Origin of the sequence: Nostoc sp., assembly GCF_041747015.1 — a bacterium.
Classification (GTDB): Bacteria; Cyanobacteriota; Cyanobacteriia; order Cyanobacteriales; family Nostocaceae; genus Nostoc.
Window position 1 is genome coordinate 33,630 of record NZ_JBGTFY010000229.1, and the last position, 13,051, is coordinate 46,680.

The following is a 13,051-nucleotide window of genomic DNA, read 5'->3' on the forward strand; positions in this document are numbered from 1 at the left end:
TTGAGCGCTCACGCCGAAGCTTTTCCCCTTGTTAATAAATAGATTTTGATGTTGAGCATCAGCTTTTACAATCTATTTTTACTAGAGAAAATCAACTGTTTTTGCGGAAATCTCTTCTTAGGAATTGTAGCTGTCAATACCACCAACTAATCGGGAGTTAAGAAAAAATGGCTAAAAAAATTAACGACTCAGACACTTTCTGTTCTTTGCCCTCTCAACTAGATTTAGAGTTTTTAGAAGCGTTACTAGAACCAGACGATGCTACCTATCCCTGGAATCCAGTTGATAATGAATCAGAAGCATATTTTCACGAACTAGAACAACAGTTCATAATGCCAGATTTGTTAGAGTCAGAACTAACGACGCGATCGCAAGATTTTTATAGCCATCTAGACACACTTTGGTCAAGCTATGATCACAATCCACAACAAGCAGTAGTGCTTAATCTTCAAGAAACATTACGTACTACTTTCTCTGCTTGTGTACCTCAAGCATTGCTCAATGCCATCGCCACCAAAGCTGCTGAGATGTTTTCTTCTCGCCAATCAATGGGTGAACAACTGGTTGAGTGCGTTCAGACAGTACTACCAACTTGGGGAACAGAGGATCTTTTAGTCTTAGCTCGTCCTTTTGCTTACGCTATGCGAAGTAGCGAATCGCAAAACGCGGCATCTGCCCTCACTAATCTTAAAAATAGCGAGTGGACAGCTTTATCAGAAGTAGAGCAGGCAAAGGTTACTTTAGCGATCGCTTACTATGCTTTTACTCAACTCAATAACTCTCAGCCTGAACCATAAACTAAGTTTACTATTTCTTTTTCCTAATATTTTAATCTAAATAAGGCAGAGAAATTTATCTGCTAATAAAGCTTATGTTGCAGTTTCAAACATCCACTAGTTTTTAGTTTTTAGGTATGGGTGGCCTAAAATAATATGATGATAAACAGATTATCAAATTAGGCCATCCATCCTAAGACATAAATATTTAAGACTTATTTTCCTACTCTCCCCTGCTGCCTCATCTGGGTTCCAGAAATCGGGTAGCAAAATTTTGCGATCGCGTCGGTGACAGCGCCCGTGCCTTGAGAATTGCCGCCATCAAAAAGGCGTAAGATAACACCCCAACAACTACCAACAGCAAGGTATTGATTGATCCTGTAGCATTCCACAGAGCGTGAAGGGCAGCAGCACTAAGATAACCAATAGAGAGAATTTGCCAACTTCTGCTGGGTTTGAGGACAGCCAGCCCGATAAAATAGCCCAGGTAGCCACTATAAGCCATGTGTCCGGCTACAGAGCCTAAAATTCGCGGAATTAGCAGTTGTAAACCCGCTAGTTGACCAGCAGCGCCTATACCCACCTGTTGCGCGACATTTTGAGTGATATCCGGCACATATTGTCCGAGAGTTTCCAAGAGAGTGAAGCCTACAGCCGAAGCCGTTCCCAGAAGAATCCCATCTAGAGGTTCCCAAACGCCTATGCGTTCCCGCCAAGGTGAAGACAACATTCTACCGATAGCAAACGCTCCTAATACAGGCAATGCTTTGAGTAATTCCTCCATTAATCCAGCGCCAAAAAACATCCGCACCAGCAACTCTGTAAAGGTAATAGATTCTTGAGCTGAGGACAAGTTTCCAGGCAAGATGCCGCGAAACACGAAGATAAATAGATTCAAGACTGGACTGAGCAAAATCAGCGGCGTACTTAGTGATGCAGCCATTAACACCCACCAAGGCTTCTGTTTACCGCAAAGTTGGTAAACAAAATAGTAGGCGGCGAAGGCGATGTATGTTGCGACGATCACTTGATTAGCTTGAGGCCGACCGACTGTAGCAAACATTAGGACTACAAATATTACGGTCAGTATTCCCGGTACGAGGTAAGCTTTACGAGTTAAATCTTTACCAGTGGAAATAATTGGAAAAAGCTGGGTGAAGCTAACGGAATCTGGCCGCTTTAATTGCGTATGGTTGTGGTAGTTTGTTGCGGAAGGCAGTGGTGTAATTTGGTTAACTGTCGTTGCCGGACTGACTGAGGTAAACTCGTACTCAAAAACGTATTGCGGCCCATCAGCACCTAGAGAAATGCGATCGCCTGGGTGCAATTCTTGACATTCATACAAGCGTTGTCCATTCAAATAAGTACCATTAGCACTATTCAAATCACAAAGCACCCAGCTGAATTTGCTATCTGGGGATAAAGAGAGGGGACGAACTACCGCATGGCGGCGAGATACCATCCGGTACGTCATGGCATCTAAGACAACTTGGCAGCTGGGGTCGCGTCCAATTACCATCTCTTTACTGGGGGGCAGCGAGTAGCGAGATTCTGATCCAATAGCTGCTCCATTACCAGACACTAGCTGTAGAAATGCATTATGTCTTGCGTTTTTGCCTGTCATCGATAAGAAGTGCGTTTCTAAACTAATTATTCAAATAATTTGGCAGCAGGACTAACCTTAGCCACATCAACAGCAGCATTGCTAAATCCACTATAGCTTCACTTACTGCTAAGAAATTTAAAATTCCAAATGCAAAATTTCAAATTGTTTTACCTAATGTTAATAAGTATTCCAGGTGTATGAATCAGATTGTCTGGGTGATGCACTCTTGACATCCTAACTGCAAATTAAATGCACGGCAATTTATCAAAAAATAGTACTTTTTACTGCATTTAGTTACATTAAAAAAATATATAATTCTCGGTGGTCTGTTTTCAGCTATTTTTGCCACTGATGATTGACCACTGACTACTGGGGATTTGTACACTTGTAAGTTGGGATAAGCTACTTATGTATCAATAAAAGCAGTACATCATAGAAACACAGCGTCAGTTAAATTCATTGATGAACCAAAAGGTTTCTGATGCTTTGCTTTCAAACAACTCTAGCCAGTTCTGGGTGTTCAATTTTGGTTCCAAGTACTGTGAGGAATTCTACTAACCAACGGGGATGAGCAGGCCAAGCTGGTGCCGTCACCAAGTTACCATCAACTATTGCCTCATCAACAGGGATATCGACGTAGATACCTCCAGCACTTTTGACATCTGGGCTACAAGTAGGATAGCCAGTACATCTCTTACCTTGCAGTACATCAGCCGCCGCCAATAATTGTAACCCGTGACAGATGGCAGCAATGGGTTTATTCTTTTGGGCAAAATGACGGGTAATTTCTAATACCTGTTGATTCAAGCGGATATATTCTGGTGCCCTTCCGCCGGGGATGATTAAGGCATCGTAGGTTTCGGCTTTTACTTCTGCAAATGTAGCATTTAGAGTGAAATTGTGACCGGGTTTTTCGCTGTAAGTCTGGTCTCCTTCAAAGTCGTGAACTGCTGTTCGCACTTTATCACCAGCTTTTTTATCGGGACAAACCGCATGGACAGTATGTCCTACCATTTGCAACGCCTGGAAAGGAACCATTACTTCATAGTCTTCTACATAGTCCCCAACGAGCATTAAAAGTTTTTTTGCTGCCATATTTTTGTTATCCTCACCTATTAGTCAATAGTCTATAGCGGTTCTCAGTTGAGTGAGGTACAAGGACCCCACTCCCAACCCCCTCCCCGCAAGCGATGAGGGGGCTATGATGTACGTCATGTGATTAGGAAACGCTATAAAGTCAATACTTAATAGTTGTTTATAAAGTAAATATTAATTTAGAGTCAGCTAAGTTAGGCATCAGCATAAGTGTGAATTTTCGATACATTAAAGCATTAACTGTGGTGCAATACACCATTTGAAGCTAGCGAGTTAACAAAGTGTAACGTACCTTACAGATTTGTTCTGTTATTGATTAATTAAAGCAGATTAAATTCGGCGATCGCTCTCTTAAAGTTTTCGTTTTCATGTCCTGGGTGGCTGAGTTTAATCAAGGCAAAACGCTGCAAGGGCGTTAAAGTTGCCCAATGTTGCTGTGTCAGGGTTACACCTATTTCTTGAGCTTTTTCCTGGAGATTGGCTGGTAGAGTGGCAGAGTCTAGCCATGCGGGATGAGGCTCGATGGGCAATTTTGTCGCTGGTATACCCGTGCGTTGTACAACTAATTGCTGAATATGCTCGCCGTAAGACTGAATTTCTGTTTCTGTAGTGCAAGGTAATTCGACTAAAGCTTGACGCTTTGCTGTAGTCATTTGATTCCAATCAGACAATTTTAGCTTGATGCCACAGGTATCTAATTTGCAACGTACTTGCATGGGGATGCAACGTAGGGAATCAACAAAGTCTGCTTCAAATTGAAAGAAATCTGCCATATTCAAAATTCAATTATTGAAAACTCGTTTATTTGTGAAATTGAAGATTTAATGTGTATTTTTGGAATTACTGGAACGAATTATCAAATAACTAATTGATAGGGCGAGAATAGCAATTCCTAAACCAATTATATCAATACCTGAGACTTTTTCTAGGTCAAGAATAATAATTTTTCTGGCAACAGCAATTAAAGAAGTGCCAATAACTAATTCGACTTGGAAAACGTGTTTCCGCAGATAACCTGTAATATTTTCTAAAATTTCTAAAGCAATTAAAACATTCAAAAATAAACCGAAAATCTTGAATAATGTTGTGTTAAATGTACCGTAAGGTGTTGTAAATAACTCTTTAACAAGAAAGACTCCTAAATCTACGATCGCTACCAAAATCACAATTACCATAAAAATAGATAGAGCCTTAGAAACTAGCACCTCTATATTTTCAATAACGTGCATGAAGTTCTCATCTTTGGTAGCTCCGACAATTAGCTTCAGTAACCTTTTCATCTGCTGCACCCCATTCTAAAATAAAATTAAATCCTATAGATAAATCTAGAGGATTAAAAAAAGATTACTTGCTGATGTTTTATAACTTTTCTATCTGTTTTTTATTCTTTACCCTTAGCTAAAATTGGCGCTAGTCAAACCTTTAGTGACTAGGATGTATCCTCTTTAAATATGGTAATCGGTAACAGTCAAAATTAGAGAGTTATAAAAAATGATAGTAACTATTGACTATTGATTATTGATGAAATTACCTATTAGTGCTTTTAAATTACCACTTAGCAGCTTACCATTGCGAGGACTGGAGTTGATAGTCTTTGATTGTAACTTCCACAGAAATTGGTGTTAGCTGCACTGCACAGGCTTTTAATTCTGGTTGCAGGGAATCGGGGCAAGATTCTGGATGAGTGAGGGCGTTAGCTTCGGCGTTGTCTGCCCATAGTGAACCCCAGTGCATAGGGACAAAAACTGTACCAGGTGCGATCGCTTTTGTCACTTTAGCAGGAAACTTTGCTTTACCGCGACGCGATCGCACTTCCACAGACATATTATCTACAATACCTAACTTAGCAGCATCACGGGGATGAATTTCGATAAACGGTTCGGGATGCATTTTGCAAATTTTTTCAATCCGTCCGGTGCGTGTCTGCGTATGCCAATGTCCGTAAAGTCGCCCATTAGTAAGCACAAAAGGATAATCTGGGTCTGGTGGTTCTGCCAGTCCCTTTGAGTAATATGCTCCAAATCGGGCGCGTCCATCAGGGGTGTGGAAGCGAAGATTGGTGTAGAGGCGTTTGGGAGAGACGCGATTAATCGCGTCTGTACAATTAGGACTCTCTTCAGGATGAGGCCATTGAGTCGCGCCTTCTGCTTGTAATTGCGCGTGACTGATACCTGTCATATCGCAGGGGCGAGTTTTAGTAAGTTTGACAAACTCAGCATAAACTTCAGCAGAGTTAGCAAAGGCAAATTCTTTCTCAAAACCTAATCTACGTCCGACTTCGGCAAAAATTTCCCAATCTGCTTTAGCTTCTCTTGGCGGTTGGCGGAATGCTTGACATAAAGTTACCACTCGTTCGGAATTTGTCATCACACCAGTTTTTTCACCCCATTGGGCAGCAGGGAGCAGAACGTGAGCGTAGGCGGAGGTTTCTGTGGGATAATATGCATCTTGGTAAATAGTAAAAGGCGATCGCAATAACGCCTTTTTAGTCCGCTCTAAATCTGGCATACTTACAGCGGGATTAGTAGCTGCAATCCATAGTAACTCTACAGCGCCATTTTCCAAGCCAGTAATCATATCCCAAACACTCCGACCGGGAATAGACGAAATCTGTCCCGGCTTGAGTCCCCAACACTCCTCAACTTCTGCGCGGTGCTGGGGATTTTTGAGCGCCCGATAGCCCGGTAATAAATGTGATAAACCCCCGGCTTCCCGTCCTCCCATCGCGTTCGGTTGACCCGTGAGGGAAAAAGGGCCAGCCCCAGGTTTGCCAATCTGTCCAGTCATCAGGTGCAGATTAATGATAGTTCTTACTTTAGCCGTCCCTTCTGAGGATTGATTCACACCCATTGACCACAAAGACAATACCCGCTCAGATTGACCCCAATAGCGAGCTGCTGTTTCTAAATCTTCAATGCTGATTCCACATTGATGAGCTACTATTTCTGGGGGATAATGGCGAATCACTTCAGCATAAGCGGGGAAATTGCTGGTGCAGTCGTCCATGAACATCGTATTAATGTAGTTCCAGCGCATCAATAAATGAGCGATGCCGTTCAACAAGTCGATATCTGTACCGGGGCGAATCGCTAAATGCAAGTCAGCGGCTTCTGCGGTTGGTGTGCGCCGAGGATCAACTACAATCATTTTGACTTTGCGGTTCTTTTTGTGGTACTTCTCCAGCCGATTAAAAACGATGGGGTGACATTCAGCCGTATTAGTGCCAATTAAAAACGCACAGTCAGTTAACTCCAAGTCTTCATAACAACATGGCGGACCATCTGCGCCAAAGCTTTGAATGTACCCCGCCACAGCACTAGACATACATAAACGTGAGTTGGCATCAAAATTATTAGTACCCAGACAGCCTTTCATGAGTTTCTGGGCTATATAATAATCCTCGGTTTGAAACTGACCGGAACCATACATACATAAGGCTTCTGCCCCTTGGGTGAAACGTACAGTTTGAATGCGTTTGGTGATGAGATCAAAAGCTTCATCCCAACTAACCCGCCGAAACTCTTGATTCAAAGAGTCTCGCACCATTGGATAATGTAATCTATTCTTATCTAAAGATTCTGCGATCGTTGCGCCTTTGACGCAAAGCATTCCTTGACTAGATGGGTGGGATTTATCGCCCCGGACTCGCCAAATTGGATTTCCTTGGCTATCTCGATTAGTTGCTTTGCCTTGTTGGGCTGGGGGTGAAACTTCTAGTCCACAACCAACACCACAGTAGGGACAGAGGGTTTTGGTAAATTCAGTCATGGTGTTTGATAAAGAATTTCACGCAGAGACGCAGAGGCGCGGAGAAGAGATTAAGAGAGATGGGCGTTGATTAACTCTTCCTCTCTGCGACTCTGCGCCTCTGCGTGATACAAATCCATATTTCCTACTTCATTATTCTTCAGTTAAGAAGATAGGGTTTTTAGTTGCCGTTTCTGGTAACTCACCTTCATAAGCAGCCGCAAAGGAATCTTTTGGTTCTTTGAGGAAGAAGGCACACATAAAAGCGCAAACTAAAGCTGCTATACCCATTGTGGTAAATAGTGTAGATGCGTCGGTTAAGCTAAAAATTGTCAGGTAAACCACGGCACCAAAATTACCGTAAGCTCCCACGTTCCCGGCAATTTGTCCAGTGGCTTCTTTCTTAATTAGGGGTACGATGCTGTAGGTTGCGCCGCAGCCAGCTTGGGCAAAATAAGCGGCAAACATTGTAACTGCGATCGCTAGCGGAATCGGCCAGTTACTATTAATAAAATGTGCCATCAAATAGCCAACACCAATGCCAGCACTAAGTATTGTCATTGTCCATTTCCGGGAGCCAAATTTATCAGAAATTAAGCCACCACTAGGACGAGAAATCAAATTTAAGAAGGGATAGGTAGCGGCAATCATCCCAGCTACAACGTGTTCTAAGGCAAAGGTTTTTTCAAAAAATGCCGGCAGCATAGAAACAACTGCCAATTCACTGCCAAAGTTGGTTACGTAAGTGAATTCGAGTAAGGCTACTTGACCAAATTGGAAGCGTTCTGATGGAGCATAAGTTTTTTTGCCAATTAGAAGTTCTCGGTTTACTTCCCAAGCTTTGTAACTTTGGTAAGCAAATAATCCTGCTAATAGTAACCAAGTAAAATACATTTGGCTCAGAGTCAGGAAGTGAATATTCTTTTGTTCCAAGCGCCAAGCTAATAAACCGAGAGCGAAAATTAAACCAAAATTTGAGACAATCATCGCCCAGAAGCTTTTAATACTAGTCACTTCTAGAGAACCATTTTTCTTAGGTTTCTTGTAGACTTTGCCTGCGGGTGTATCTTGGACGCTATTGTAATAAATTACCCCGTAGATGGCTGCAATGATCCCTGTGAGTGCGATCGCAAATCGCCAGTTAGAAGTACCACCACCGAAAAAGCTAGTAGAAACTGCAAGTATCGGCAAGGCAAACTCTGCACCAAAAGCCCCAAAGTTGCCCCAACCGCCATAAATGCCTTGAGCAATACCCATTTCCTTCGGCTGAAACCATTCGGATACCATGCGAATACCGACAACAAACCCAGAGCCGACAATTCCCATCAGCAAACGACTGATGACTAATTGATTAAAATCTTGCGCCAACGCCGTCGCTAAACATGGAACAACAGCAAACATCAGCAGGATTGAGTAGGTGATTCTGGGGCCAAAACGATCCAGAAGCATCCCAATAATTATTCGTGCGGGAATTGTGAGGGCGAGGTTACAGATGCCCAACGTTTTAATTTGCTCAGGCGCTAAATCTAGCTCTTTGCCAATGGTTGTTGCGAAGGGAGCAAAGTTAAACCAACAAACAAAGGTGAGAAAGAAAGCGAACCAAGTCTGATGTAAGATGCGGTAGCGATCGCTGAATGAAAATAAGTTTTTAAGCATTCTAATCTTTCTAATTGAATAAAACACGGAAGTTGAGCTTCTGAACTCGGAGATTGAGCCTTTTAACTCGAAGGTTGAGCCTTTGAACTCGAAGGTTGAGCCTTTGAACTCGGAGATTGAGCCTTTTAACTCGGAGGTTGAGCTTTTGAACTCGGAGGTTGAGCCTTTTAACTCGAACGTTGCACCTTTGAACTCGGAAGTTGCACCTTTGAGACTGAACATTTAGCCTTTAAGGTTGAAGTATGAGTTTTGCTGTCCCATGCCCCATGCCCACTAGAAGTTACTAACTACTAAGGCTTCGTGCTTGAGTTTTGCGCCAAAGTTTTTGATGAGTAAATCTTGTAATACTGGCTGCAAGTCTTCGCAGGGTATGCCTTTGATGACGCAAGTTCCTAAATGGGCATCTTTGCCAACTTTGCCACCCATATATATGTCAACGCCTTCCAAGGTTTTGCCATTTTTGCGAGTCTTTGTTCCCATCAAGCCGATGTCTGCAACTTGAGGCTGTGCACAGGAATTGGGGCAACCTGTCCAGTGAATTCGCACCGGGTTGGTGAAGGTTAAGTCTTCTTCTAAGGCTTTAATCATTGCCAGGGCGCGGTTTTTGGTTTCGATGAGGGCAAAGTTGCAAAATTGTGCGCCTGTGCAGGATACTAGCGATCGCGTCAGTAAACCAGGGTTAATGGAAAACCTTTCTAGCAACGGTTCTATTAAAAATGTTGCTAAACGCGAGTCAGAAATGTTGGGGATGACGATATTTTGCTCAACTGTAAAACGGATTTCGCTACTGCCGTAAACTTCTGCTATCCGAGCAATTTCAAACATATCTTCGGCATACAGCCGCCCAACGGGGATGTTCAAGCCTACATAGTTTAATCCCGGTTGTTTTTGTTTATAAAGCCCGATGTGGTCGCGTTTTTCCCAGTCCATTTCGTCTTTAGCTGCTGCGGGTAACAATGATTTACCCAAACGGGTTTCTACTTCGGCTCGAAACTTTTCTAAACCCCATTGATCAATTAGCCACATCAAGCGAGATTTTTGACGATTAGCGCGTAAGCCGTGGTCACGATAAACTTCCAAAACGGCTCTACATACAGCTACCACATCTTCTGGAGCCACCCAAGCATTTAGAGGAATCGCCGCCTCACAACGTTTAGCTGAGAAAAAGCCACCCACGAGGACGTTAAACCCAAATATTGGTGATTGGGAAAATTCTTGTTCTATCCCCTGTCCCCTGTCCCCTGTAACCTCTTTAAATGCTGGAACAAAAGCCAAATCATTGATTTCGGCGTGAACTGAATTGTCTCTTCCCCCAGCGATCGCAATGTTAAATTTCCGTGGTAAGTTGCTAAACTCTGGGTTCCCTTCTCCTTTGTTGGTCAGCATATCTTGAATTTGTTGTACTAACTCTCGCGTGTCGTACAACTCATCTGCATCCAACCCCGCCACGGGATCGCCTGTGATATTGCGAACATTATCCATCCCAGATTGAATGCTGGTTAAACCAACTGCGTGAAATCTATTAAAGATATCTGGTAAATCTTCAATCCTGATCCCCCGTAATTGAATATTCTGTCTCGTAGTAATATCAGCGCAGCCTTCATCTCCGTAACGCTGCACCACTGCCGCTAAAACACCCATTTGACTGCTGGTGAGAATACCGTTAGGCATCCGCAACCGCATCATAAACTTGCCTGGGGTAACAGGGCGAAAAAACACACCCACCCACTTGAGTCGATGGTCACGATCTATTTCGTCCATTGCTTCCCAACCGAGGGCAGCAAATTTCTCTATCTCGCTCTTGATGGCGAGTCCATCTTTGGCTGCTTTGAATTTCTCGAACTTATTCAGGCTGGCGGTGGTAGTTGCTGTATCTGTCATGAGGTTGACTCTCGTTACAAATTACTGAATATGGTGATAATTACCCAATATCAATCAACCCGTAGTTACATCAGGTGTTGTATCTAGGAGGGTTAAGGAATAAAAACTTAATATTTGCTTAAGGCTGATTATTTTTACTTAAGAGCATTCCAAAGCGAAACTCCAAATCCGTGGTTAGTTAAGGAAAACTTGTCGCCATTTACATCTTGAGAATTTGTCAAGCAGGTTTAGATACTGTTCATGTAACGATTTCGATACTCACTAAGTTAAAGGGAAATTTCTGTTAAAATCGTATAAATTGTTACGTTTTTTTGGTAAAATCGCTGAAAATGCATGAATACTATGCGTTTTTTGCATTAAAGTCATCAATAAGCGACGCAAAGGGCTTGATAAAGGTATTTGAGATAACTTGTGTTAGCTAAAACTTAGATATTCAGCAGCTATGAAACGTCGTGATTTTATTAATTGGGTAGGTTTGGGTTGGATAGCGAGTTCTCTACCGGTAGCGATCGCAGCCTGTTCTTCTGACACAACTTCAACATCTGGAGGTTGGCAAACAGTGGGTACTTCGGCAGAATTAGACAAAACAGGTCAATTGCTGGCGAAAGATTCACCCGTTGGGACTGTGTTGGTAGTCGGCACATCTAAAGGCGAAAATCTAACTGCTGTTGACCCCACCTGTACTCATGCAGGTTGCACCGTGGCGTGGGAACCCCCAACAAAAACTTTCTTATGTCCCTGTCATGGTTCAGAATACGGGGTTGATGGTAAAGTGCAAAAAGGCCCAGCAACAAATCCGCTTAAAACTTATGCCGCCAAGATTGAGGGTAATTCAGTTGTAGTCAAGCCAACCTAGTGGAGGCAAAAGATTGATAATTAAAGCAGGATATTGTGAGTAACATCAACCAGCTTTTGGTGCAAATACAGGCAGCACACGATGCAGCTAATTGGTCATCGCTAATTCAAGATTTGCAACAATTAATCTTAGGGGTAGACTCTGAACATCCAGAGATAGTTAAAAATCGAGAATATCTACTGACATTATCACTTTCAATGTTAGAGATGGGGGATTTTCAACAACGCTGGGAAATAACCAAGGTGTTAACTTACTTGGGAAATATTGCCATCCCACCACTCATTGACATCTTGAAAGATAAAGACGCAGAAGAAGAATTGCGCTGGTATGCAGCACGAATTTTGAGCGAATTTCAGCACCCAGATGCAATTTTGCCAATGGTAGAATTGTTGAAAACCGATGAGGATGAAGAACTTAAAGCGATCGCAGCTACAGCACTGGGGCAAATGGGTACTGTTGCGATCGCTGCCCTCTCTGAACTTCTATTAAATGAAGATACACGACTTTTAGCAGTGCGATCGCTCTCTTGTATTCGTCAACCAAAAACCATTGCACCATTGTTGAGTGTAGTACAAGATCCCCAAGCAGCCATCCGCGCCGCCGCAATTGAAGCCCTCAGCAGCTTTCATGACGAACGTGTACCGCCAGTATTATTAAACGCTTTGGATGATGTAGCTGCCACAGTCAGGCGTGCAGCAGTCCTTGGTTTAAGTTTTCGCCCCGACTTACGCAAAGTATTAGATTTGGTGACAAGATTACAACCCAAGCTTTACGACTTTAACCTTGAAGTTTGTTGTGCAGCCGCAGTTTGCCTTTCTTGCATGGGTTGTGATGACGCTGCCCAGCAATTATTTCAGGTGCTAATATCACCCAATACACTTCTACCATTGCAATTAGAAACCATCCGCGCTTTAAGTTGGGTGGGGACGTTATCTAGTTTGGAATATTTACAAACAGCATTTAACCAAACCACATCCGAGACACTTTGGCAAGAAATTGTCACAGTTTTGGGGCGAGTGCAAAACCCGCAGTTAACTACACCAGCCGCAGAAATCTTACTACAAATAATGCGATCGCAACATCCAGCCACAGAGATTGCTAACTTCAATTGTGCGATCGCTTTGTCTTTAGGACAGTTAGGTAAAATGCCAGCTATTGAACCATTGATTTCACTGCTAGCCGATTCTAACGCATCGGTGAGACTGCACGCGATCGCGGCACTGAAAAATCTAGATGAAAAAGCCACACATCAACAATTGCAGCAGTTAGCAAATAATGCCACACTCACACCAGATTTGCAACAAGGAATAGCGATCGCTTTGGCTGAGTGGTAACTTTGGCGTATTTGTATTCAATTAGCGGTTAATCGGTTAATTCATCGTAAATAAGCCACAATTCAGAATAAGAATTAATCATGCGGGATTGTAGTGAACT

The 13,051-nt window shown here is 42.8% G+C and carries 10 protein-coding genes; 3 read left to right on the forward strand and 7 right to left on the reverse strand.

Annotated elements, in window-relative coordinates:
• Window positions 1–167 precede the first annotated feature (167 nt).
• Window positions 168–797, forward strand: coding sequence for a hypothetical protein (locus tag ACEW80_RS18415; RefSeq protein WP_373527979.1), 630 nt, complete (start codon window positions 168–170; stop codon window positions 795–797).
• Between the two features lie 220 nt (window positions 798–1,017).
• On the opposite strand, the gene ACEW80_RS18420 is transcribed toward ACEW80_RS18415, so the two are convergent.
• The 7 genes from ACEW80_RS18420 to ACEW80_RS18450 form a co-directional block, all read right to left on the reverse strand.
• Window positions 1,018–2,400, reverse strand: a complete 1,383-nt coding sequence (locus tag ACEW80_RS18420) for a PrsW family glutamic-type intramembrane protease (protein WP_373527980.1) — start codon at window positions 2,398–2,400, stop codon at window positions 1,018–1,020.
• Window positions 2,401–2,874: 474 nt separating this feature from the next.
• Window positions 2,875–3,477 carry a DJ-1/PfpI family protein gene (locus tag ACEW80_RS18425; protein WP_373527981.1) on the reverse strand — a complete coding sequence of 201 codons (603 nt, stop codon included), beginning with the start codon at window positions 3,475–3,477 and terminating at the stop codon, window positions 2,875–2,877.
• 320 nt (window positions 3,478–3,797) lie between these two features.
• Window positions 3,798–4,250, reverse strand: coding sequence for a nitrate reductase associated protein (locus ACEW80_RS18430; RefSeq protein ID WP_373527982.1), 453 nt, complete (start codon window positions 4,248–4,250; stop codon window positions 3,798–3,800).
• A gap of 48 nt (window positions 4,251–4,298) precedes the next feature.
• Window positions 4,299–4,757 carry a phosphate-starvation-inducible PsiE family protein gene (locus ACEW80_RS18435; RefSeq protein ID WP_373527983.1) on the reverse strand — a complete coding sequence of 153 codons (459 nt, stop codon included), beginning with the start codon at window positions 4,755–4,757 and terminating at the stop codon, window positions 4,299–4,301.
• Between the two features lie 283 nt (window positions 4,758–5,040).
• The gene (locus tag ACEW80_RS18440; RefSeq protein ID WP_373527984.1) at window positions 5,041–7,245 is read right to left on the reverse strand and encodes a molybdopterin oxidoreductase family protein; all 2,205 of its coding nucleotides are present in this window, start codon (window positions 7,243–7,245) and stop codon (window positions 5,041–5,043) included.
• A 132-nt stretch (window positions 7,246–7,377) separates the two neighbouring features.
• Complete coding sequence (locus ACEW80_RS18445; RefSeq protein ID WP_373527985.1) at window positions 7,378–8,880, reverse strand: NarK family nitrate/nitrite MFS transporter; 1,503 nt, start codon at window positions 8,878–8,880, stop codon at window positions 7,378–7,380.
• A gap of 273 nt (window positions 8,881–9,153) precedes the next feature.
• Window positions 9,154–10,761 (reverse strand): ferredoxin--nitrite reductase, encoded by a 1,608-nt coding sequence (locus ACEW80_RS18450; RefSeq protein ID WP_373527986.1) that lies wholly within the window; start codon window positions 10,759–10,761, stop codon window positions 9,154–9,156.
• Window positions 10,762–11,203: 442 nt separating this feature from the next.
• Between ACEW80_RS18450 and ACEW80_RS18455 the strand changes: the two genes are divergently transcribed.
• Together ACEW80_RS18455 and ACEW80_RS18460 are read left to right on the forward strand one after the other, a co-directional pair.
• A complete protein-coding gene (locus tag ACEW80_RS18455) occupies window positions 11,204–11,617 on the forward strand; it encodes a ubiquinol-cytochrome c reductase iron-sulfur subunit (RefSeq protein WP_373527987.1) in 414 nt (137 codons plus the stop codon).
• A 32-nt stretch (window positions 11,618–11,649) separates the two neighbouring features.
• Entirely contained in the window at window positions 11,650–12,951 is a 1,302-nt protein-coding gene (locus ACEW80_RS18460; protein WP_373528004.1) for a HEAT repeat domain-containing protein, read from the forward strand.
• Window positions 12,952–13,051: the final 100 nt, after the last annotated feature.